At 34.2% G+C, this 24605-nt stretch carries 18 protein-coding genes; 14 read left to right on the forward strand and 4 right to left on the reverse strand.

Annotated elements, in window-relative coordinates; all coding sequences use genetic code 11:
- The first annotated feature begins 71 nt into the window (after nucleotides 1-71).
- Both V5J73_RS03185 and V5J73_RS03190 read left to right on the forward strand, forming a co-directional pair.
- Nucleotides 72-2339: an aconitate hydratase gene (locus V5J73_RS03185; RefSeq protein WP_338647566.1), complete on the forward strand. Its 2268-nt coding sequence runs from the start codon at nucleotides 72-74 to the stop codon at nucleotides 2337-2339.
- A 739-nt stretch (nucleotides 2340-3078) separates the two neighbouring features.
- The gene (locus V5J73_RS03190; RefSeq protein WP_338647567.1) at nucleotides 3079-4563 is read left to right on the forward strand and encodes a LysM peptidoglycan-binding domain-containing protein; all 1485 of its coding nucleotides are present in this window, start codon (nucleotides 3079-3081) and stop codon (nucleotides 4561-4563) included.
- A gap of 78 nt (nucleotides 4564-4641) precedes the next feature.
- Here the strand turns inward: V5J73_RS03190 and V5J73_RS03195 are convergent, their stop codons facing one another.
- Both V5J73_RS03195 and V5J73_RS03200 read right to left on the reverse strand, forming a co-directional pair.
- Complete coding sequence (locus V5J73_RS03195; RefSeq protein ID WP_338647569.1) at nucleotides 4642-5100, reverse strand: VOC family protein; 459 nt, start codon at nucleotides 5098-5100, stop codon at nucleotides 4642-4644.
- Between the two features lie 54 nt (nucleotides 5101-5154).
- Nucleotides 5155-6207 carry a glycosyltransferase family 9 protein gene (locus V5J73_RS03200; protein WP_338647571.1) on the reverse strand — a complete coding sequence of 351 codons (1053 nt, stop codon included), beginning with the start codon at nucleotides 6205-6207 and terminating at the stop codon, nucleotides 5155-5157.
- Between the two features lie 481 nt (nucleotides 6208-6688).
- Here V5J73_RS03200 and V5J73_RS03205 point away from each other — a divergent pair, with 481 nt between their 5' ends.
- The gene (locus tag V5J73_RS03205; RefSeq protein ID WP_338647574.1) at nucleotides 6689-6916 is read left to right on the forward strand and encodes a CDGSH iron-sulfur domain-containing protein; all 228 of its coding nucleotides are present in this window, start codon (nucleotides 6689-6691) and stop codon (nucleotides 6914-6916) included.
- A gap of 335 nt (nucleotides 6917-7251) precedes the next feature.
- Here V5J73_RS03205 and htpG read toward each other — a convergent pair whose 3' ends face one another.
- Nucleotides 7252-9153 carry a molecular chaperone HtpG gene (gene htpG / locus V5J73_RS03210; protein WP_338647577.1) on the reverse strand — a complete coding sequence of 634 codons (1902 nt, stop codon included), beginning with the start codon at nucleotides 9151-9153 and terminating at the stop codon, nucleotides 7252-7254.
- 178 nt (nucleotides 9154-9331) lie between these two features.
- Here htpG and V5J73_RS03215 point away from each other — a divergent pair, with 178 nt between their 5' ends.
- From V5J73_RS03215 to V5J73_RS03250, 8 genes are all read left to right on the forward strand, one after another.
- Nucleotides 9332-9808: a lipocalin family protein gene (locus V5J73_RS03215; RefSeq protein WP_338647579.1), complete on the forward strand. Its 477-nt coding sequence runs from the start codon at nucleotides 9332-9334 to the stop codon at nucleotides 9806-9808.
- Between the two features lie 14 nt (nucleotides 9809-9822).
- Nucleotides 9823-10518, forward strand: a complete 696-nt coding sequence (locus V5J73_RS03220; protein WP_338647581.1) for an OmpA family protein — start codon at nucleotides 9823-9825, stop codon at nucleotides 10516-10518.
- Nucleotides 10519-10622: 104 nt separating this feature from the next.
- Nucleotides 10623-11570: an ABC transporter ATP-binding protein gene (locus tag V5J73_RS03225; protein WP_338647583.1), complete on the forward strand. Its 948-nt coding sequence runs from the start codon at nucleotides 10623-10625 to the stop codon at nucleotides 11568-11570.
- 798 nt (nucleotides 11571-12368) lie between these two features.
- On the forward strand, nucleotides 12369-13979 hold the full coding sequence (locus V5J73_RS03230; protein ID WP_338647585.1) for a hypothetical protein: 1611 nt from the start codon (nucleotides 12369-12371) through the stop codon (nucleotides 13977-13979).
- Nucleotides 13967-14419, forward strand: coding sequence for a hypothetical protein (locus V5J73_RS03235; protein ID WP_338647587.1), 453 nt, complete (start codon nucleotides 13967-13969; stop codon nucleotides 14417-14419). The genes V5J73_RS03230 and V5J73_RS03235 overlap by 13 nt, the downstream gene beginning before the upstream one ends.
- Nucleotides 14420-14627: 208 nt before the next feature.
- Nucleotides 14628-15635: a 3-oxoacyl-ACP synthase III family protein gene (locus V5J73_RS03240; RefSeq protein WP_338647590.1), complete on the forward strand. Its 1008-nt coding sequence runs from the start codon at nucleotides 14628-14630 to the stop codon at nucleotides 15633-15635.
- Between the two features lie 132 nt (nucleotides 15636-15767).
- Nucleotides 15768-16763, forward strand: a complete 996-nt coding sequence (locus V5J73_RS03245) for an isoaspartyl peptidase/L-asparaginase family protein (protein ID WP_338647592.1) — start codon at nucleotides 15768-15770, stop codon at nucleotides 16761-16763.
- Entirely contained in the window at nucleotides 16764-17444 is a 681-nt protein-coding gene (locus V5J73_RS03250) for a copper homeostasis protein CutC (RefSeq protein WP_338647594.1), read from the forward strand. It begins immediately after the preceding gene.
- An 87-nt stretch (nucleotides 17445-17531) separates the two neighbouring features.
- On the opposite strand, the gene V5J73_RS03255 is transcribed toward V5J73_RS03250, so the two are convergent.
- Entirely contained in the window at nucleotides 17532-19940 is a 2409-nt protein-coding gene (locus V5J73_RS03255) for an outer membrane beta-barrel protein (protein WP_338647596.1), read from the reverse strand.
- 292 nt (nucleotides 19941-20232) lie between these two features.
- Between V5J73_RS03255 and argS the strand changes: the two genes are divergently transcribed.
- From argS to V5J73_RS03270, 3 genes are all read left to right on the forward strand, one after another.
- Nucleotides 20233-22011: an arginine--tRNA ligase gene (gene argS / locus V5J73_RS03260; RefSeq protein WP_338648653.1), complete on the forward strand. Its 1779-nt coding sequence runs from the start codon at nucleotides 20233-20235 to the stop codon at nucleotides 22009-22011.
- A gap of 138 nt (nucleotides 22012-22149) precedes the next feature.
- On the forward strand, nucleotides 22150-23499 hold the full coding sequence (ffh, locus tag V5J73_RS03265; protein ID WP_338647598.1) for a signal recognition particle protein: 1350 nt from the start codon (nucleotides 22150-22152) through the stop codon (nucleotides 23497-23499).
- 78 nt (nucleotides 23500-23577) lie between these two features.
- Nucleotides 23578-24459 carry a bifunctional 5,10-methylenetetrahydrofolate dehydrogenase/5,10-methenyltetrahydrofolate cyclohydrolase gene (locus V5J73_RS03270; protein WP_338647600.1) on the forward strand — a complete coding sequence of 294 codons (882 nt, stop codon included), beginning with the start codon at nucleotides 23578-23580 and terminating at the stop codon, nucleotides 24457-24459.
- Nucleotides 24460-24605: the final 146 nt, after the last annotated feature.

The raw sequence follows: 24605 nt of genomic DNA on the forward strand, positions 1-24605 counted from the left end.
CTTTTTTTATACGCCGTTTTTTTGTATCTTGTATGTTCAAAATAGAATACTACTAATTAAATATAAATCTTATGGCATTTGATATTGAAATGATCAAAGAAGTGTATGCAAATATGACCTCTCGTGTAGACAAAGCACGTGAGATAGTTGGTCGTCCACTTACTTTAACAGAGAAAATTTTGTACACCCATCTTTGGGATGGTAATCCTACTAAGGCGTTTACGAAAGGTGTAGATTATGTAGATTTTGCTCCAGATAGAGTAGCGTGTCAAGATGCAACAGCTCAAATGGCTTTATTGCAATTTATGCATGCGGGAAAGAAAAAAGTTGCTGTTCCTACAACAGTGCACTGTGATCACTTAATTCTAGCAAAAAATGGAGCGAAATCTGATTTAGCTCTAGCAAACACGCAATCAAAAGAAGTTTTTGATTTCCTTTCTTCAGTATCGGATAAATATGGAATTGGTTTCTGGAAACCAGGTTCAGGTATTATTCACCAAATCGTTTTAGAGAACTATGCATTCCCTGGAGGTTTGATGATTGGTACTGATTCACATACTGTAAATGCTGGTGGATTAGGAATGTTAGCTATTGGCGTTGGTGGTGCTGATGCGGTAGATGTAATGTCGGGAATGTCTTGGGAATTGAAATTTCCAAAATTAATAGGAGTAAAATTAACTGGAAAATTATCGGGTTGGACGGCACCAAAAGACGTAATTCTTAAAGTGGCAGATATTCTTACCGTAAAAGGAGGTACTGGAGCTATCTTAGAATATTTCGGAGAAGGTGCTACTTCTATGTCATGTACTGGAAAAGGAACTATTTGTAATATGGGTGCCGAAATTGGAGCAACTACATCTACATTTGGTTATGACGAGTCAATGAGAAGGTATCTTTCTGCAACAGGTCGTCAGGACGTAGTAGATGCGGCTGATAATGTTGCTTCTTACTTAACTGCCGATCCAGAGGTATATGCAAATCCGGAAACGTATTTCGATCAAGTTATCGAAATCAATCTTTCTGAATTAGAGCCACATATTAACGGACCTTTTACTCCAGATCGTGGTACACCAGTTTCTAAAATGAAAGAAGAAGCCGCTGCTAATGGCTGGCCTATAAAAGTTGAATGGGGATTAATTGGTTCTTGTACTAACTCTTCTTATGAAGATATGGCGCGTGCTGCCTCTATCGTAAACCAAGCAGTTGAAATGGGAATTAGCCCAAAAGCAGAGTTTGGAATCAATCCAGGTTCGGAGCAAATTAGATATACTATCGAAAGAGACGGAATCATCGCTACTTTTGAAAAAATGGGAACCAAAGTATTTACAAATGCGTGCGGACCATGTATAGGACAATGGGATAGAGCAGGAGCCGATAAACAAGAAAAAAATACCATCGTTCATTCTTTCAACCGTAACTTTTCTAAACGTGCTGATGGTAACCCAAACACACACGCTTTTGTAACGTCTCCAGAAATGGTTGCCGCATTAGCTATTTCAGGACGCTTGGATTTTAATCCAATCACTGATACTCTGATCACTGATAACGGTGACGAAGTGAAACTGACTGCTCCTTATGGTGATGAATTGCCTAAAAAAGGTTTCGCAGTAGAAGATGCCGGTTTTCAAGCACCAGCAGCAGATGGAAGTGGCGTAATGGTAGCGGTCTCTGAAACTTCAGATCGTTTGCAATTGTTGGCGCCATTCGAAGCTTGGGATGGGAAAAATATTACAGGTGCTAAATTATTAATAAAAGCATTTGGGAAATGTACTACAGATCATATTTCTATGGCCGGACCTTGGTTGCGTTTCCGTGGGCACTTAGATAATATTTCTAATAATATGTTGATTGGAGCAGTAAATGCTTTTAACCAAAAAACAAATTCAGTCAAAAACCAATTGACTGGAGAATACGATGCAGTTCCGGCTGTAGCGCGTGCTTACAAAGCCGCTGGAATTGCTTCAATTGTTGTAGGTGATCACAATTATGGAGAAGGTTCGTCACGTGAACATGCAGCTATGGAACCACGTTTTTTAGGTGTGAAAGCAGTTTTGGTAAAATCTTTTGCTCGTATTCACGAAACCAACTTGAAAAAACAAGGGATGTTAGGATTAACTTTTGTTAACGAAGCTGACTACGATAAAATCCAAGAAGATGATACTATCAACTTTACTGATTTAGTCGATTTTGCTCCAGGAAAACCATTAACAGTAGAATTTGTTCATGCAGATGGTACCAAAGATGTAATCCTAGCAAATCATACCTACAACGAAGGGCAAATTGGTTGGTTCGTTGCCGGTTCAGCATTAAACTTAATAGCAGCTGCCAGTAACGCATAATCAAGAAGTATTCAGAGACCAGTTTATAATGGTCAGTTCAAAATATAAAGTGTTTAGTGATTTAGTTGGCAGTTATTCAAGATTGCGACTGATTACTGAACACTTTTTTTAGGAGCTATTTCCTGCTGGCCGTTTCAAGCTTTTTCGCAAAATTGCTTTTTTCCAAGATAAAAAAGGAGCTTCTTTGTCGCTCTTTTTTCTCAGGAAAAATAAGCAATTCCGCTTCAAAAGGCTTTCCACTTTCATCATGGCTACACATTAGAAACCATATTTTCAATGCCAATTCATGGTTTTACAGCACATTTTTTTCGAAAAAGAAAAGAGCTTTGAACTGAAAATCGCAGCAAAATTCAAAAAACAAGTCGATTTTTTGTTTTTTGAACGTTAAAATTTAAAAAAAGGAGGTGTTTTTTGATTAAATGGCTTATATTAGCTTTTTTGAAAAATTAAATTTTAAATGAAGCTTTTTGGATGGCTTTTCTTTATAATTTTTTTTCAACGCAACAATACAATAGGTAGTGTACGGTGTACTATTTCAACTGCTTTTTGCAATTGAAATAAAAAATCAACTAGAATTTAAACGAACACATTCTGAACCTCTTTTCTGGAAAGAGATAAGGATGATTTTTACAATTTTTTAAGTAAAAAGTAAAAAAGCAAACCATAGCGAGATTTAATAATTATATCCCGAAATCGCTGTGTGGTATAAAATGGGGTAAGTAATTTGAAATAAATGAATATGAGTTTTAGAGTAATTGTAACATTGTTTTTATTAAATAGTATCGTTCTTTTTTCACAAGAAAATATCACAAAACACACTATTGCAAAAGGGGAAACCATCTCTAGTATTGCGGAAAAATATGATGTTAAACAAAGCGCAATTTTTAAATTAAATCCAAAGGCAAAAAATCTATTAAAACTCAATTCCATTTTATTAATTCCTGTAGCAGCCACTAAAAAGACAAATAATAAATCCAAGGTTGCAGCAGATTTACCCTCAAAAGAGCATGAAGTTTTGGCCAAAGAAACGCCTTATGGAATTGCAAAACAATACGGAATCTCTCTAAAAGAATTAAACGAACTCAACCCAACAATAGAAGCGACAGGATTAAGAATTGGTCAAAAAATTATAATTCCAGCAAATGCAACTTCAACTGAAGCAGTTGTTATCTCTCAAACCAAAAAGGTTTCTCAAAAACCAGAATTAGTAGTTACTACTCCAGTAATTGAAACTGAGAAATCACTAACGGAACAAATCACGATAGAAGTACTACCAAAAGAATCAAAATATTCTATCGCTAGAAAATACGGAATCACAGTTAAAGATTTAGACAAAGCAAATCCAACGTTAGGAGCCAAAGCACTTAGAGTAGGTCAAAAAATAACTATTCCAGGAAATGGAATACCAGTTACAGCAGCAGTAGTTGTGCCACAAGAAAATAAACAATTGTTTACTAAAGAAGCTGTTGTTAGTGCTGAACCATTAAATGTTGTACCTAAAATGGAAGCAGCAGTCGCTTCTCAGCCAAAATCTGAAGCTCAAACTATTTCTCAAGCAAATGAAACGACAAGCTCAGTTGAGAATAATATTGTTCGTGAAGTTTTGCCCAAAGAAACTAAATACGGTATTGCAAAACAATACGGAATTACAGTTCAAGAATTAGAAAAACAAAACCCAGAAGTTAAAAATGCACTTCGTGTAGGCGATAAATTGAATATCCGTACGAATACTGTGCCAGTAGAAAATAATAGTGTTGCAAGTACTGATAATAGCAATCCAATTACGATTGAGAGCACTAAAATTGATTTTAATAACACATTAAAGCCTACTTTTAGCCATGATTTTCTAGATCAATTGATAGAACGTGCTTCAGAAAATATAGGAACTAGGTACCGCACTGGTGGAACATCAAAAGCAGGTTTTGACTGCTCTGGACTGATGTGTACTACTTTTGGAGCATTTGATATAAAGTTACCTAGAACATCAAGAGAACAATCAGGCATCGGTACTAGAATAAATACTGAAGAAGCCCAAAAAGGGGATTTGATTTTCTTTAAAACAAACGGTAGAAGCCAAATAAACCATGTAGGTATGGTGGTAGAAGTTTGTGAAGGGGAGATAAAATTCATCCACTCTTCGGTGAGTAATGGTGTTATTATTTCCTCGACTAAAGAAAAGTACTATGAGAAAAATTTCTCTCAAATAAATAGAGTTTTGCAATAATGGTAATTAGTTGAATTCTAATTATAAGGAATAAAAAAACGAAACTCCTCAGGTTACTGAGGAGTTTCGTTTTTTAGTTTAGTGTTGTTCTGCACTATTTATTTCAATCCAATATCCGTCTGGATCTTGTATGTAAATTTGTTTAATTCCGTCAGCTCTAACAGTAATTGTGTCAAGTTTTCCTGGCCAGTCAGAATAGGTTATGTGTGCTGCTTTAAGGGCTTTAACCAGCGCGTCAAAATTTGCCGATTTGAATGCAAGATGCACCGCTTTGTTTACTATAACAGGTTCTTTTATAGTAGAAACTAAATGTAATTCTTTTCCATCGCCCAATGAAACCCAACGAATACCTTCCTTTCTCGTAAGATTAGTAATTTCAGTAAGTTTCAAAACAGTAGTATAAAAAGCGACAGAACGATCCAAGTCTTTTACTGAAAGTGCCATATGATCCAACTTCAAAGCAAAGGAGTTGGTATTCTGGGCGTAAAATATTCCAGTACATAAAAATACAAGTAGAAATGTGGTTAATTTTTTCATCAGTAATTTAGTTTGTATAGTATTAAAATAGTGTTTGTTGTTTTATATGTAAAATTAACTTTTAGTAAGTATGCTGTCTATCACTTTGATTGATTCTTCTGTAGTACTAGTATTAGTATTTATGGCTACACTATTAGTATTGTAAGGGGCATATTTTTTCTGATTTGAACGTGAAAATAATCCCACTGTAGGTGTCAATGAAGCACTAGCCAAATGCATAATTCCACTGTCGGCACCAATGAAAATCGTTGTATTTGCAATAACGGCACCAATTTCTCGAATGTCTTTACTATAAAAGGTAGGTGCTTTAAAGCCAATTTGGGAAATATTTTCTACCGGTAAAACTTCAATAATATTGTAATCTTCATGGGTAGTCTTTAATTTTGAATAAAACTCTTCCCACCAAGTTTCTGAATAGCATTTATCAGCTGTTGCATAGGTGAAAATAGCAATAGTTTTTTTGTCGTTAGGAACCAACGCATCCACTATTTTTTTGCCTTCAGCTAATTCAGCTGGACTTAATTTAAGATCTAGCGATGGAATTGGATGCTCTTTTTGCTGAAATCCTAACGTAGTTAGAAAGCTTCTAAATTCATATATGGGATACTTCGCAATGTGTTCGTAATCGTTGTATTGCAACTGAATTGTGTCGTCTATTTCACCAAAAAACTTATATTTTGCATTTGCAAATTGAGCTGATAAACGTCCAGATGAGGAATTTTTATCTACGTTGATTACAATATCATATTTGGCACTTTTTATTTTTACCCAAACTTGAAAGTAATTAATTAGATTTTTAAATGGTTTCTTTGGAAGTTCAATGATATGATTAATGTTTTCATAGTTTTGAAAAACTATTGGAGCTAATCCGCCTTTTACAAATAAATCAATTTTACATTCAGGAAAAGTGTTTATAACCTCTTGTACTAACGGCGTGATCAGCAGTAAATTTCCTAATCTATGATTGGGTCTAGAAATTAAAACTCTTTTGATTTCAATTTTTTGAGTCAAATCTATCTCTTGATTTTTTTGTGAACTGCCTATGTTTTTAGTTAGGTTTCGGGTTAAAATTCTTCGGAATACATTTACTTTTTTTAAGATACTCATGCTTTTAAAATGGTATTTAGTGTTGAAAGGTTTTTTTAATATTAAATTGAAATCGTTTTTTTTATTTTTTACAGAAAATAAAATAATTAGCTCTGCGGTAAACGTATTGCTAACAAGCAAATATACAATATAGAAACTAATAATATTTACGAGGTATCAAGATATACTTTAATCTTAAGCCTAGCTTAATCTTGAAGTCTTTTCGGGTAGTGTGAAATCAGAAAGGCATGATGCTTTTCTTTGAAGATTTTCATATCAGTTTAAAATTAGTTGCTTTTTTGTTGGGTTGAATTGCAATTGTATTCTAATGGATTCAAAATAAGTATTAAGTGCAAATAGTTTGATTATTTTTATGGATTGAAACCGTACCACAAAATAGAATTAATGTAAATTACGATTTGGAATCATAAAAAAGCATCACAAAATAAAAAGGTCCTGAAATATTTTATAATCTTTGAACTCTAAAAAAATAAATAGCATTATGAGCACAACAAAACTAACAATCAATCGCAATGGATCTATAAAAATTGAAGGAGATTTTGAAATAACAGATTGTGATGGAAAAACATACGGCCTAGAAGGGAGAACGGCTTTAGGTCTTTGCCGTTGTGGTTTATCGGTAAACAAACCTTTTTGTGATGGTTCACACCGCAATGGTTTTGAGCATGAACCTGCTGCATTTGACTTGCCACCAATGAAAACAAAATAATTTTTTTTCAATGTATTAAAAGCTAAATCTTAATTGATTTAGCTTTTTTTGGTTTAAGGAAGGTTTGGTTGGTTAGAAGAATTGAGTTTATTGGTTCTTTGTGAATCTTACGAATTGCTGCATCGTTCTAAATTGTCACTTACTTTAGTTTCATGTGTTTGTTGATCGTTACATAGCTAAGAAATCGGGTGAATTCGCAGGTAGCGCATAGCGGGACAAAACATCTCATGAAAACCAATCGTTTTGCTCCATAAAAAAAGCCCACTAGTTTTCACTAGCAGGCTTTGGGTGTTACTTTGGGAACGGTTATACGAATAACCAATTAACCAAATAAACTATTTAATCAGCTCGAAACTTCTTTTTACGAAAGCGGTTAATGCTTCGCCTTTTAATAGGTTTTGCGATAATTTAGCTAAGTCAAGCGCTTGTTTTACTAAACTTTCCTGAGCGTTTTTGTCTTTATTTTTCAAGATGCTGGTTGCCAATTCAGAGTTCGTATTTACCACTAAATTGTACATTTCTGGCATATTGCCCATCCCGAACATTCCGCCGCCACCAGACTGACTCATTTCTTTCATTCTACGCATGAATTCTGGTTGCGTGATGATAAATGGAGACGCATTACTGTCTAAAGCTTCCAGTTGAACTGAATACGTTTGTTTAGGAACAATCGCTTCAAGAACGGTTTTCAAGTTGGTTTGTTCTTCTTCGGATAATTTAGAAATTGTCGTTTCCTCTTTCTTAATTAAATTATCAATGTGATCAGAATCCACACGTACAAAAGTCATGTTGCTGTTGTCGCCTTCAATTTTTTGAATCAAGTGCGAGATAATAGGAGAGTCTAGTAATAAAACTTCATATCCTTTGTCTTTTGCAATTTCGATATAAGAGTGTTGTGCTTCTTTATTTCCGGCATATAAAACCACTAATTTTCCGTCTTTGTCGGTTTGGTTCGCAGCCAGTTTTTCTTTTAATTCTTCCAGTGTGTGGAATTTTCCATCAACTGTTGGATATAAAACAAACGCACCTGCTTTTTCGTAGAATTTATCTTCAGAAAGCATTCCGTACTCCAAAACGATTTTGATATCGTTCCATTTTTGCTCGAAATCTTCACGGTTTTCAGTGAACAATGACTTTAATTTATCAGCTACTTTACGGGTGATGTAATTCGAAATTTTCTTTACTGCAGCATCTGCTTGCAATCCAGAACGAGAAACGTTCAATGGAATATCTGGTGAATCCACCACACCTTTTAACATCATCAAGAATTCAGGCACAATTCCTTCTACGTTATCCGTTACGTACACTTGATTTTGGTACAATTGGATTTTATCTTTCTGAATTTGTAAATCAGAACCTAATTTTGGAAAATACAAAATACCGGTTAGGTTGAACGGATAATCTACATTTAAATGAATGTGGAACAACGGTTCTTCAAACTGCATTGGGTACAATTCATGGTAGAAATTCTTGTAATCCTCAGCTGATAATTCTGTTGGTTGTTTGGTCCAAGCTGGATTTGGGTTGTTGATGATATTGTCTACTTCAACTTCTGTAAACGTTTTGTCTTTGTCTTCTTCAGCAACTTCTTCACCCTTTTTTTGTTCAATTTTCTCTGTTTTGGTTCCAAATTTAATTGGAATCGGCATGAACTTATTGTACTTGTTTAATAATCCGTTGATTTTAGAATCTTCTAAAAACTCCAACGAATCTTCGGCAATATGCAAGATAATTTCAGTTCCACGTGTATTTTTGTCAGCTGGTTCTAATGTGAATTCTGGGCTTCCATCACAAGTCCAGTGCGCTGCTGGTTCGTCTTTGAACGATTTAGTGATGATTTCTACTTTTTCGGCAACCATAAAAGCAGAATAAAAACCAAGACCAAAATGTCCAATAATTCCAGAATCTTTAGCAGAATCTTTGTATTTGTCTAGAAATTCTTCCGCTCCAGAAAAGGCTACTTGGTTGATGTATTTTTCTACTTCGTCAGCCGTCATTCCAAGACCTTGGTCAATGATGTGCAATTTCTTTCCTTCCTTATCAATTTTAATTTCGATAATTGGGTTTCCGTATTCTACTTTGGCTTCGCCAATGCTGGTTAAATGTTTTAATTTAAGTGTCGCATCTGTTCCATTGGAAATCAATTCACGTAAGAAAATTTCGTGATCGCTGTATAAGAATTTCTTGATTAAGGGAAAGATGTTCTCTACCGAAACATTAATTTTACCTGTTGTCATATTTTGAGTTTTAAATTTATTATTATGGTATGTTTCTTTCAAATAGAATACCAATTACAATTGAAGTGACAAATTGTCGTAGGCGTTAATTATGATACAAAATAATTTAATTTTGAAACATTTTTCTGAAGTTGCATTGTATCTTTGTGTAAGTATTAATTCATTAAAATTTAAGAAAATGAGAAAAATAATTTTAGTATGCACGTTAGCTGTTTTGATGTTCGCATGTAAGTCAACATCAGTGACAAGTACGAATACAGATAGAAAGGCTCAAGTTGCAATGAAAGGAAATTGGACAATCAGCTCGGTTACATATCCAGGTTCACAATATATCAAAGTAAATAGTTTTCAGCTTGCAGATTCAGAATGTTTTGTAGGAAGTACATGGAAGTTTGTTTCTAATAACAATAAAGGAACTATGGCTTTGACAAAAGCAAACTGTGTCGCATTTAGCTCACCTATTACTTGGTTTGTAAATAATGATGGTCAGTTTATCCTAAAAATTCTTGATGCCGGTGAAAAAGCTCGAAAAGTGAGAGATGGATATATTTTATATGTAGCCAATCAAACAGAATCCTCTTTTCAATTGATTGATAAAATCGATGTTGGAGGAAAAATGACAGATGTAGTATACCAATTTCAAAAAGTTAACTAATAAAAAATATAGATATGAAAAAGATTTCAATAGTTGCAATGGCAGCAATAATGGTTATAGGTTCAATGTTTACTAGTTGTGAGGCAGTAAAAAACACAAATAAAACACAAAGAGGTGCTGGAATAGGTGCTGTTGCCGGAGCTGTACTAGGAGGTGTTCTAGGGAACAATCTTGGTAAAGGTGGTAAAGGTGCAATGGGTGCTGTGTTAGGCGGTGTTATCGGTGGAGTTGCCGGTGGAGTTATTGGTAACAAAATGGACAAGCAAGCAAGAGAAATAGATGCGGTTCTCCCTGGAGCTGAAGTAGTTCGTGTAGGAGAAGGAATCAAATTAGTTTTGAATGAAAATGCAGTGCGTTTTGATACTAATAAATCTTCTTTGACTGCTGCTGCAAAAGCAAATTTGGATAAATTAGTTCCTGTTTTTGCCGAATATCCAGATACTAATATTACTATTTACGGATATACAGACAGTACTGGTCCAGCTGATTATAACCTAAAACTTTCAGGAGAAAGAGCAGCATCTGTTAGAAATTATTTAACTAGTAAAGGTGTTTCTTCAAGCAGATTTCAAGTTACTGGTTTAGGAATTGCTGATCCAATTGCTTCAAATGAAACTGTTGAGGGTAGAAGTCAAAACCGTCGTGTTGAATTTGCTATTACTGCAAACGAGAAAATGATTAAAGATGCCGAAGCTGAAGTGAAAAACTAAGCAAAAAATACTCTATAAACAAAGGCTGTTTCGTCAAGAAGCAGCCTTTTTTTGTGTCTAAATTTGAATTAAACATTGTAAATTTGCACTCTTAAATACAGATGATGCTTGAGATAAAAGATATTTCCTTCACTTACATTGACAAGCCCGTTATTGAAAATGTAAGTTTCACTATTGCTAAAGGTCAAAACACCGCTATTATTGGCGAAAGCGGTTGCGGTAAAAGTACGTTGCTAAAACTCATTTACGGATTATATGATTTGGATAACGGAGCAATAACCTATAATGACAAACCTATTTTGGGTCCCAAATACAATCTTGTCCCGGGAGAAGATTACATTAAATATTTAGCGCAGGATTTTGATTTGATGCCCTACATAACTGTCGAAGAAAATGTAGGCAAGTTCTTGTCGAATATGTATCCTGAGGAAAAGAAAGCCCGCGTTCAAGAGTTATTAGATATGGTCGAAATGACCGCTTTCGCAAAAGTAAAGGCGAAATTTCTAAGTGGCGGACAGCAACAACGAGTGGCCTTGGCAAGAGTTTTGGCTTTAGAACCAGAAATTATTTTGCTGGATGAACCGTTCAGCCAAATTGATTCTTTCAGAAAGAATTCCTTGCGTCGCAATTTATTCCGTTACTTAAAAGACAAAGGCGTGACCTGTATTATTGCCACGCATGACAGTACCGATGCGTTGTCTTTCTCTGATGAAACGATTGTGGTTCAAAATGGGAAAGTAATGGCAAAAGGCGACTCCAAAGCTCTGTATGAAAATCCGGCGAATAAATACATTGCTTCTCTTTTTGGGGAAGTCAATGAACTGAAATTGTCTCAATTAATAGCTCTTGAGGATGACGAAGACGCAGCACTTTTATTGTATCCGCATCAATTAAAAGTGGTGGACAACGCAATTATGAAAGCAGTTGTGAAACAATGTTATTTCAAAGGAAGCCATTATTTGGTTAAAGCGGCTTTTGAAAGAAGAGCCATTTTCTTCGAACATGATTCTGAATTAGAATTCAATCAGGAAGTATACTTGATGCTATCTTAAAAATAGAAAACCCCGAAATCAATATGATTTCGGGGTTTTGCTTTTATGTCAAGTTGGAATTAATTCTTTAAATATTTTTCTAAGAATTGATCTTGTTCCCAAAGCAAATGCAGAATATTCTCTTTTTTCGTTGGTATTTGATTACTTCTTTACTCATATTTTTGATGCTTTCAAAAGGATTTTTAAAAGTGGTAATTGGTGTCAGGCTGTTTTTGTTTCTAAAATAATAATTTGGATACTCATTTCTAGATTGAATTTTAACTAATATTTCTCACTTGATTTTATAAAATAAATCCTATATTTGAATAGTTTAAAAAAGCCTAGCTTGCTATTCAAGAGAGTATTGTGTTTTTGAGATGTTAAAATTAAAATAATAACGACCAATCAATTAAGTATTTTAGATTCTAAGAAGTTTAGTGTATTTATGGGTTATACTAAACCTTTGACCAAGATTATGTAAGAACAAAATACAAAAAATAGTTTTAAAAAAAACTGAAAATGGGAGCGAAAAATCTTTTTCTGCCCAGCAGAGTTGCAAAGTGAAAAGGTACTAAACAAATTAATTTATAAATACAAAATTAGAAAATTTAGCTAGGTTCCTCATGATAACATTATTTTTTATTTTCACTAGCTGTGAAAAAGACCTTTACGAAGATGCATTAAGTCAAAATAAGAAAGACTTTAAATTTAAAACTATTCGTTTCGATGAATTAAAAAAAACAGCATCCTAAAACTGTAAAAGCAATTGCAGAGATTCAACCTAGTCTAAATTCAAACACTCAAGCTAGAGTTAAAGATTTGTATGGTTTTATTGTAGATACTACTAATATAATTTATCTGGAAAAAGAAGATGGTTTTAAATCGTACACATTTAAAATTGGACAAGAGAAAGGATTGAATTATTTTAAAAACATTATTGTTAGTAACTATCCTGATGGGAGCCAAGAAATAGTAATGGTAAAATTTAATCTAAACAAAAGTTTAGAAAAAGTAAAATTAGAAAAATCTTTTAAACAATCACTAACAAGCTCTGAAGTATCAAAATATAGTAATACAAATAGAACATTTGATTCTTATTCCTGTATTGAAGTCGGTTATTATACTACTGTAGATAAATGTGAAGGTGAATTAGTAACTCCGGGCGATAGACCTGATTGTTTTAACTCTGATGGAACTAAAGCTACAAAAGAAGTTTTTGTTTTACTTGCGAGTGGATGCGGTACTACTGGAGGTGGAGGTGGGGATACTGGTGCCGGTAATCCTCCATCTGGTGGCGATCCTTCATCTGGTGGTGGTAACACTGATTATTCAGGAATATTTATTCCTAATCCTTATGAAGGAGATGCAGATCTTAATAATCCAGATTTTGTGTTTGCAACACAAGTATGGTATTTTATAAGCACAATAACGGACAATAATTATAGCGTAAAACAGATAGTCGAAGAAAATGCTTGGATTTACCCAAATATTGTTCAGTTTATGAAAGTTAATGGTGGTTTAACTCAAGCGAATAAAGACGCTACTACTTTTGCTTTAAATAATATAATTTCAATTTTTAATCTTTATCCTACTTATTGGACTGTTACAGATATTGACCTGCTTCATTATAATGCATTTCATTTTTTATTGCAAAATCCTAACGATCAAGCACAGAGTTTTATTCAATATTTGGCTGATAATTCTAACTCTTTAGGAGAAATAGATTTTGCCTATAGAGTAATTGTTGACAAATCTCTTAAAGATAATCCGTGTTTAAATGGCGTATACACTAAACTTGGAAAAGCTCCCATTTTTCAAAGTTATTTGAAAAAGTTTGATCGAAATTTCTCCGTGGCTAATTTGAATTTAAGCGTAGGTGTAGATCCAAATTATCCTAATGCAAGTGCTGTAACTTATGAACCTATAAACTCTGTAATAGAAATTAAATTTAATCCTAATTTTTTAAATTCTCCACCCTTAAATATTGCAAGAACTTTTTTTCATGAAATACTTCATGCTGAAATGTATAGAAAGCTGTTGTCTCTTTCTCCTGGAGGAAATATTACTTGGTCTGCGAGTTTTATCGAAAGTATAAAAGATGATTATCCTGGGATTACAGATTACTACACACGATATTTATATAATGTTCCTGCTGGACAATCTCCTTCGAATGCACAACACGAGTTGATGGCACAACATTCCAGAGACATAATTATTAAAGTTTTAAAGCAATATGACAATACACAAACTGAAGAAGTTTACAATGCACTAGCTTGGATTGGGCTTATGGGTACAGGTAATATTAATAATACAACCGGCTTGCCACCACAACCAACAGTCGCTTGGGGAAATGTTGCTCCTGCAATGCGATTACAAATTTTAGCAACTTTTTATAATTTTTATAACACAAATCCACCATGTCAACAATAATAAAAAAAATAATTTTAACTTTATTTATTAGTTCTTTCTATTTGTCGTTTGCACAAGAAAAAAAAGAAAGAACTTTCATGACAATTTATATAGATTTAAAGGATGAGTCATTAGAAAGTTATAACATAAATAAAGATAGTTGTAATGTTCATTTCAGTATTTATATTGAAAAATATGAATCTAAAAAAGAAAGAGATAAAGCAATTCAAAAATATAAAAATCGCATAGGAGATCCTGACAGTGTTGGACTTCCTTCATTTTCTTTTGCTTTTTACGCTTTTAACCAAAAACCAGAAAGGATAAAATCCCTTGATGGAATTAAATATATAACAATCAAAGAATTCAGGAAAAATAATTATAAAACAACCTCTCCAACCTATATTGTTCATAAATTAAAAGATGGCACTTATTTAAGATGGAAAACATATACCATGGAATGAAATTAACTAAAATGGGATTGAATTGGTTTTTAAGGATATAGTTGATGAGGTCACAACTGGATTGCAATTAAACCCTATTGTAGCATGGAAAAATAGCTCCTAAAAAATAGATAAAAATGATAAGTTGCTAAAAAAGCAGTAATTTGTGGGCTCATATTTTTAAGTATGTTTTAAATTTGCAACTTTATTTTAATAAAATAACAATAGTATGTATCATTCAAAAATAGCAGGATTAGGGTATTATGTTCCCGAAAACGTGGTAACTAATGACGATTTATCAAAAATTATTGACACCAATGACGAATGGATTCAGGAACGAACAGGAATTCAGGAACGAAGACACATTATAAAAGGAGAAGATACAACGACTTCTATGGGCGTGAAAGCAGCTAAAATTGCGATTGAACGTTCCGGAGTTGCTGCAGCCGATATTGATTTTGTGGTTTTTGCCACATTAAGTCCAGATTTTTATTTCCCTGGCCCAGGAGTTTTAGTACAACGTGATTTAGGTTTAAGAACCGTAGGAGCATTAGATGTAAGGAATCAATGTTCTGGATTTATTTATGCTTTATCTGTTGCGGACCAGTATATTAAGACTGGAATGTACAAGAACATATTAGTGATTGGATCTGAGGTTCATTCCACTGGATTGGATATGACAACTCGTGGACGTGGTGTTTCGGTCATTTTTGGAGATGGAGCTGGAGCCGCTGTTTTGAGTAGAGAAGAAGATTTGAGCAAAGGTATTTTATCCACACATTTACATTCTGAAGGGCAACATGCCGAAGAATTAATTGTAAAAGCTCCAGGAATGGGAGGCCGTTGGGTAACGGATATTTTGGCAGATAATGATCCGGATGATGAAAGTTATTTTCCATACATGAACGGGCAATTTGTATTTAAAAATGCAGTAGTTCGTTTCAGCGAAGTAATTAATGAAGGATTACAAGCTAATAATTTACAGGTTTCGGATATTGATATGTTAATTCCGCATCAGGCAAATTTGAGAATTTCTCAGTTTATCCAAAAGAAATTCAACTTGACAGACGATCAAGTGTATAATAATATTCAGAAATACGGAAATACTACTGCAGCTTCTATTCCAATTGCTTTAACTGAAGCTTGGGAAAAAGGAAAAATAAAATCAGGTGATACGGTTGTTTTGGCCGCATTTGGAAGTGGTTTTACTTGGGGAAGTGCTATTATTAAATGGTAGACTAAAAAATATTTAGTTGTTAAAAACAATTGTTCTCAAATAGATTTAGGAAGCCTGTGCAAATTATTGTGCAGGCTTTTTTATTTGCAGATGAAACATTATATTTAGCATTCAAATTGTAATGCAATCAAAATGACAAACCGTAGAAATTTTTTAAGAACAGCAGCTATTGCCTCTGCAGCTGTGGCATTAAATTCATTTAAAGGGAAACCAGAAGAAGAAAATGATTTTTCATCAAAAAAAGGGAGTAAACCCATTGTACTTTCTACATGGAATTTTGGAATACAAGCCAATGCAGCCGCTTGGGAAATTTTAAAAAATAATGGAAGAGCCCTAGACGCAGTAGAAGCAGGAGTTAAAGTTCCTGAAGGTGATCCAAAAGAACGAAGTGTAGGCTATGGCGGAAGACCAGATCGAGATGGGCGAGTTACACTTGATGCTTGTATTATGGATGAAAATGCAAATATTGGATCAGTGGCCTGTTTAGAATTTATAAAACATCCAATTACTGTGGCTCGTGCTGTGATGGAAAAAACGCCACATGTCATGTTGGTTGGTGATGGTGCTTTACAGTTTGCCTTATCTCAAGGTTTTGTAAAAGAAAATTTGTTATTGGAAGAATCTGAAAAAGAATGGAAAGAATGGTTGAAAACCAGTCAATACAAGCCTATTGCTAATATCGAGAATCACGACACTATTGGAATGATTGCGCTTGATGCAAACGGCGATTTATCTGGAGCATGCACTACTAGTGGTATGGCTTTCAAAATGCACGGGCGTTTGGGCGATTCGCCTATAATTGGCGCCGGTTTGTATGTTGATAATGAAATTGGGGCCGCCACAGCTACCGGTCACGGGGAAGAAGTGATTCGGATTTCCGGTTGTCACTTGGTTGTCGAATTGATGCGCCAAGGTAAATCACCACAGAAAGCTTGTGAGGAAGCAGTGGCAAGAATCATAAATTTGACCCGAAAAAGAAATAAAAATCTAAAAGATATCCAAGTTGGTTTTATTGCCTTAAATAAAAAAGGGGAATACGGCTCGTATTGCATTCAAGGAGGTTTTAATTACGCAGTTCATGATGCAACGGGAAACCGATTAATTGATGCGGAATATTTTTTACGTTAGATGAAAAAAGGGAGACTAGAAATTGCCTGCTTTAATTTGGAATCGGCTATTCTTGCACAAGAAAATGGTGCCGATAGAATTGAATTTTGTGCCAATATAAACGAAGGCGGAACAACGCCGGATTTTGAACTTACGAAAACTGTTCGTGATAAAGTCACCGTCGATTTGAATGTAATGATTCGGCCTCGAGGCGGTAATTTTGTTTACTCTGATGTAGAGTTCGAGCAAATGAAATCAGAAATTATAGCATTCAAAAAACTAAAAGTAGATGGCTTTGTTTTTGGAATTTTAAAGGAAGACGGTAGTCTTAATGAAGGACAAAACAAGTTGTTAGTTGGGCTAGCAAAGCCTTTTCCGTGCACGTTTCATCGTGCTTTTGATAGCATAAAAAATAAGTTTGATGCACTTGAGTCTCTAATCGAATGTGGTTTTAAAACTATTTTGACTTCTGGTGAAAAAACAAATGTAGTCGAAGGTATTGAGGTGTTGGCAACAGTAGTAGAAAAGGCAAACAACCGAATTACCATTATGCCTGGCGGTGGTTTGCGTTCCACAAATATTGGATTAGTAAAAGAAAAAACGAAGGCTATTTTTTTCCATTCGTCGGCAATTGTTGATCAAGGTGAAACTGCAAATGATAGTGAAATTAGAGCATTAAAAGCCAATTTAGAACAATCATAACTTTTAAAATCAAAAAACCCGGAGTTGGCATACTCCGGGTTTTCCTTACTACAAAAATACTTAACTAATTTTCAATATAATTCTGTTTTAAAATATTCCACCACCACCTTTATTAGTGTCATTATCTCTTTGTTTGCGCTGTAGACTTTTGCTTTTCCCCGCTCCAAACATATAGTTGAAACCCACATAAACGGATTGGCTTTCCCATGTAAATTGTCCTCGAAGTGGGTACGGATTTTCACCATCAAAACCAGCTTTCATCGTATTAAAAATATCGTTGAAACGAACACTTAGTGTTGCCTTATCTTTTAGAAATGAATAACGTCCACCTGCATCTATTTTATACATTTCTTTTCCGTTAAATTGTATGCCGTCAACACCAGATCTGTAGAATCCAAATAGAAGGAAACGAAGGTTTTTGGTGGTTTTAAAATTACTATTGAAACGAGCATTAAAGGCTTCAGCATTCACTTCTTTGGTTACCAAATCAAAAGTGTTATTGGATGTGTTTTGTACGGAAATTAATCCTTTCTGTTTGATGCTAGAAAAATCTATCGCAGGTTGAATGTCCCACCATTTTGTTATTTTATAGTTAGATGATAGTTCAAAACCAAAAGAGGTATTGGTATCAAAATTATCAAAACTCAGAATTTGGTTCTCTTGATTTTGAGGATCAGGATAGATAATTCTATTGATTTCATTGTTTATTGCTCTTACAAAAACGCCTGTAGTAATCGTTCCTTTTGGGATCGTTTTGGTATAGTTCAGTTCTAATGAATTTGTAAATTGTGGCTCTAATTCTGGGTTTCCTATTGAGGTTACTCTTGGAGTACTAAATTCACGGATGGGTTTTGTTTGTTCCAGTCCTGGACGGTCTACACGACGACTATAGCTCATTTGAAATTGGTTTTTTTCATTTGGAGAAAAAGTCATAGAGGCTGATGGATAGAAAGTAATATAATCATCTTTAAATGCAGAAGCGCCATTAAGTTTTGCACGGACATTGTAGCTTTCAAAACGACCGCCTAGCTGATATCCTATTTTTTCGAACTTTTGTCCAAAAGTAGCGTAAGCTGAAAGGATGTCTAAATCATACGTGTAATCAGAGTTCGATAAAGAACTATTGTTGGTGTCGTAGTTGTTGTCTGTTCGAATCATTCTCGTCTCAGCGCCAAGTTCTAATTTCGATTTCTCACTCAGTGGATTTACATAATCTAAATTAATGGTTGAATTTTGCCTTTTGTCAATAAGACGATCCATATAACCACTATTTGTCATGTTGGGATTGTTGAAAAGGGTCTGGAAGTTTCCGTTTTGTTTTTCAGAATAAATACTGTGATTTAGTTCTAAATCTACTGTTTCGCCTTCCTTTTTAGTCAAATGTTTGAATGCTAAATTGTAAGTTCCATCAATGTTATCCGATAAATAATTTGATTTTTGTACTAAATTATCTATCGTATTTACGTTCATAATGCTAACATCTACATTACCATCTCCCAATACTTTGTTTTGATTAGTGTAGACTGAAAGTGTATTTTTATCATTGATAAAATAGTCCATCCCAAATTTCAATAAGTGTGATTTGTCGTTGTTTTTAATATCAAACACTTGTTGGGAGTTGTCATCTAGTCTCGAAATGATACCTTCGTTGAATTTTTTTCCAAAATTATTGCCATACGTAGCAAAAAAGTTGACTTTCCCTGTACGGTAGTTCATATTCGTGGAGTTACTAATCTTTGGTGTTTTTGCAAAAGTTAGTCCAGTATTAATACTCGCATTAAACCCATCGGAAGCGTTTTTATGCAAGACAATATTAATTATTCCTGACATTCCTTCTGGATTGTATTTTGCACTTGGATTGGTAATTAATTCGATTTTTTTGATAGAAGCCGAAGGAATTTGCTTTAACAATTGCGAAGCTTCAATGTTGCTTGGACGACCATCTATTAAAACACGCACGTTTTCGTTACCACGCAACGATAATTTTCCGTCCTGATCTACGTTTACTGATGGGATGTTGTTCATGATTTCTGAGGCAGTTGCACCAGCAGAAATAAGATCTTTCCCAACGTTAATCACTTTACGATCAATTTTTTGTTCGATGGAGGACTTCTCGCTTACAATTTCAACTCCCTTTAGTTGAATAGCATCTTCTTCAAGTGCTATTGTATTCAAGTTGATGTTGTTGTTTTCAGTTAATTTAGCGCTTTGAGAAATTGTTTTGTATCCAATGAATTGAATTTCGACAGTGTAATCCTTTACAGCTAAATTTTTTATTTGAAAAGTCCCTTTGTCTGAGGTGATACCACCAGTTACTACCTTATTGTTTTCCTTTACTACAATATTTACATATGGTAAGGGATCGTTAGTCTTTTTGTCAATGATCTTTCCAGAAATCATTCCAGAACTTTCTAGTATGGGGGATTTGGCTGACGTTTGCGCCTGCATCGAAAACAACGTTCCGATAAAGCAGATTAAAATTAATTTTAGTTTCATGATTGATTTGATTTAATTGATTGATGATGCAAATGTATTCTTTTATATAATACTATGTTAAACATAATACCTTTTTTAATAATATTTAACATTTTTTAACATAAACGGAATATTAAAAGTTTCTTAATAGACTTTCAAACAAGGATTTTGTTACATCAATTTTTGAAAAATAAATGGATGCATACCTTAAATGATAGTAAAAGCTTCATTTTTAGGTGTAAATTATCTTGTTTTCCAATTTTCAAATTCCTGCAATATGACTATATTTGCAACCTTAAAACCAATACACGAAATGACATTACCACAGATTCTTACGCCCTCAATTGAAAAAGCGATACTCGCTTTGTTTGACGTTACGATTGACAAAGTTGAATTTCAATCTACACGGAAAGAATTTGAAGGTGATATTACAATGGTTATTTTCCCATTGTTGAAAGTAGTTAAAAGTAATCCAGTAGAATTGGGGAATAAAATAGGAAACTATTTAGTTGAAAATTTAGCTGAGGTGAGTCGTTTTAATGTGGTTTCAGGATTTTTGAATATCGTTATTTCGGATGCATATTATTTAGATTTCTTTGGAAAAATAAAAGATGACGTTGCGTTTGGTTTTGTTACTCCTAATCAAGATGACAAGGCAGTGATGGTTGAATATTCGTCGCCAAATACCAACAAACCCTTGCATTTAGGTCATGTACGTAATAATCTTTTGGGATATTCAGTGGCTGAAATCATCAAAGCCTCGGGTAAGAAAGTGTATAAAACTCAAATCATTAATGATAGAGGTATCCATATTTGTAAATCGATGTTGGCTTGGCAAAAATTCGGAAATGGAGAAACGCCACAATCAACCGGTTTAAAAGGAGATAAATTAGTTGGAAATTATTATGTAGCTTTTGATAAAGCGTATAAAGAAGAAATTGCGCAATTAATAAGCGCAGGTAAAACCGAAGAGGAAGCAAAAAAACAAGCTCCAATCATTTTGGAAGCGCAAGAAATGTTACTAAAATGGGAAGCTGGTGATGAAGCGGTAATCACGCTTTGGAAAACAATGAATCAATGGGTTTATGATGGTTTTGCTACCACATACAAAAATTTAGGTGTTGATTTTGATGCGTATTATTATGAAAGTAATACTTATTTGTTAGGAAAAGATGTTGTTCAAATTGGTTTAGATAGAGGCGTTTTCGAAAAAGATCCTGATGGTTCGGTTTGGATTGATTTAACCGAAGAAGGTTTAGACCGTAAAATTGTATTGCGCTCCGATGGTACTGCAGTTTATATGACACAGGATATTGGAACTGCAATTCAGCGTGTGAAGGATTATCCAGATGTAGGCGGAATGGTTTATACGGTTGGAAATGAACAAGATTACCATTTTAAAGTGTTGTTTCTTATCTTGAAAAAATTAGGTTTTGATTGGTCCAAGAACTTGTTTCATTTGTCTTACGGAATGGTAGATTTGCCTTCAGGTAAAATGAAAAGTCGTGAAGGAACAGTTGTTGATGCTGATGATTTGATGCAAGAAATGACCGATACAGCACAAAAAATTGCTGAAGATTTAGGGAAATTAGACTCCTATTCTCCCGAAGAAAAAGCAAAATTATATAGCACAATTGGTTTAGGGGCTTTGAAATATTATATTTTAAAAGTAGATCCAAAAAAACGAATCCTTTTTAATCCAGAAGAATCAGTAGATTTTGCAGGAAATACGGGGCCATTCATTCAATATACGTATGCCAGAATACAATCGATTATTCGTAAAGCAAATTTTGACTTTTTGAATACATCAAAAATGACAACGCTACATGAAAAAGAGAAAGAACTGGTAAAACAATTAGAGTTGTTTCCTGAAGTGATTCAAAATGCGGCGCAACATCACAGTCCGGCTCTACTGGCAAATTTCACCTACGATTTAGTTCGCGAATACAATTCCTTCTATCAGGCAGTTCCTATTCTTGGAGAAGAGGATTTAGAAAAGAAAATTTTCAGAGTGCAATTGTCTAAAAAAGTGGCAGATACCATTGCAGCTTCATTTAAGTTGCTAGGAATTAATGTTCCCGAGAGAATGTAATATACAATATGAAAACGACTTCCTTTTGAGGTCGTTTTTTTTAACAACAATCAACAAAATGCCTTGTCAATATTCTAATTATCTAATTGCCTAATTTCCTAATTAGTTTATCTTTGCATTTCAAAATAAATCAATACTATGTTCGATAATTTAAGCGATAAACTAGATAAAGCCTTTCATATACTTAAAGGTCACGGAAAAATCACCGAAGTAAATGTAGCCGAAACGCTAAAAGAAGTTCGTCGTGCTTTACTTGATGCCGATGTAAATTTTAAAATTGCTAAAGATTTTACTACTAAAGTAAAAGAGAAAGCAATAGGTCAGGATGTATTGACTACACTTCAACCAGGACAATTATTGGTGAAGTTAGTAAAAGATGAATTGACTGAATTAATGGGTGGTGATGTTGCTGGAATCAATCTTTCGGGTAATCCATCGATTATTTTAATGTCAGGTTTGCAAGGATCAGGAAAAACAACTTTCTCAGGAAAGCTTGCAAATTATCTTTTAACAAAGAAAAATAAAAAACCATTATTAGTAGCCTGTGATATATACCGTCCTGCGGCGATTCAACAATTATATGTTGTTGGAGATTCGATAGGTGTTGAGGTATATTCAGAGCCAGAGAACAAAAATCCAGTAGAAATTGCTCAAAATGCAATCAAACATGCGAAAGCAAATGGCTTCAATGTAGTGATTGTCGATACTGCAGGACGTTTGGCAGTTGATGAGGAAATGATGAATGAAATTGAACGCGTTCATAAAGCAATTCAACCAAATGAAACGTTGTTTGTAGTGGATGCAATGACGGGTCAAGATGCCGTAAATACTGCAAAAGCCTTCAATGAAAGATTAAATTTTGATGGGGTTATTTTAACTAAATTAGATGGTGATACACGTGGAGGAGCTGCGATTTCGATTAAAACAGTAGTTAATAAGCCAATCAAGTTTGTCGGAACAGGGGAAAAGATGGATGCTATTGATGTATTCTATCCAATTCGTATGGCCGAAAGAATTCTGGGAATGGGAGACGTTGTCTCTTTGGTGGAAAGAGCTCAAGAACAATTTGACGAAGAAGAAGCTAGAAAAATCCAAAAGAAAATTGCCAAAAACGAATTCGGTTTTGATGATTTCCTTTCTCAAATTCAGCAAGTGAAGAAAATGGGTAACATGAAAGATTTGGTTGGAATGATACCAGGTGCTTCAAAAGCCATGAAAGATGTAGAGATAGAAGATGATGCATTCAAGCATATTGAAGCAATCATTCACTCGATGACTCCAATTGAAAGGAGCAAGCCTGCTCTAATTGATGTCAAAAGAAAAGCGAGAATTGCAAAAGGTTCCGGAACCAAAATCGAACAAGTAAATCAATTGATGAAGCAGTTTGACCAAATGAGCAAAATGATGAAAATGATGCAAGGACCAGGAGGAAAAAACCTAATGAAAATGATGGGTGGCATGAAAGGCGGAATGCCAGGAATGAGATAAAAATGAATCAAAAGTAGAAAGTCTTAAAGTCGTAATGATTTTAAGACTTTCGGCTTTAATATATTAAACCAGACAACAATGCAACTACTAGACGGAAAAAAAACAGCGGAAGATATTAAGAGTGAAATCGCTGTAGAAGTACAAAAAATGAAAGACAATGGGGAGAAAGTACCTCATTTAGCAGCCCTAATTGTAGGGAATGATGGTGCTAGTTTGACTTATGTAGGAAGTAAGGTAAAAGCATGTGAAAGAGTAGGTTTTGAATCTACCTTAGTAAAAATGCCAAGTACAACTACTGAAGTTGAATTATTGAAAAAGATCAAGGAATTGAATGAGAATGATGCCATTGATGGATTTATCGTTCAATTGCCTCTTCCAGAACAAATAGACGAGCAAAAAGTATTAATGGCGGTTGATCCAAGTAAAGATGTGGATGGATTTCATCCTGAGAATTTTGGAAAAATGGCGTTGGACATGACTACTTTTATTCCAGCAACACCTTTCGGAATTTTAGAATTGTTAGAAAGATACGGAGTAGAGACCAAAGGTAAACATACCGTAGTTATTGGGCGTAGTCATATTGTGGGAAGACCAATGAGTATTTTGATGGGAAGAAAAGGTTTTCCTGGGAATTCAACAGTCACTTTGACACACAGTTACACTAAAAATATTGAAGAAATTACCATTCAGGCAGACATTATTATCACAGCTTTGGGCGTTCCTAATTACCTGAAAGCAAATATGGTAAAAGATGGAGTAGTGGTTATTGATGTAGGTATTACTCGTGTTCCAGATGAAACAAACGAAAAAGGATATGTAATCACTGGCGATGTTGATTTTGAAAATGTAAGTAAAAAATCCTCTTTTATTACTCCGGTTCCAGGTGGAGTAGGGCCTATGACCATCGCGATGTTGTTGAAAAATACGCTTTTGGCAAGAGAAATGAAAAGAAATAAATAAAGAGAAAAATAGTTTTGATTGAAAGCCTTAAATGTACGTTTAAGGCTTTTTTTATTTATTAGACATATAAAATTCCGATAATTGATACTTAAACGGAATTTAAAGAATACTTTTGCAGCACTAAAAAAAACTTTAAAATGGACGAT

It is taken from the genome of Flavobacterium sp. KS-LB2, assembly GCF_036895565.1.
In the GTDB taxonomy this organism is placed as follows: Bacteria; Bacteroidota; Bacteroidia; order Flavobacteriales; family Flavobacteriaceae; genus Flavobacterium.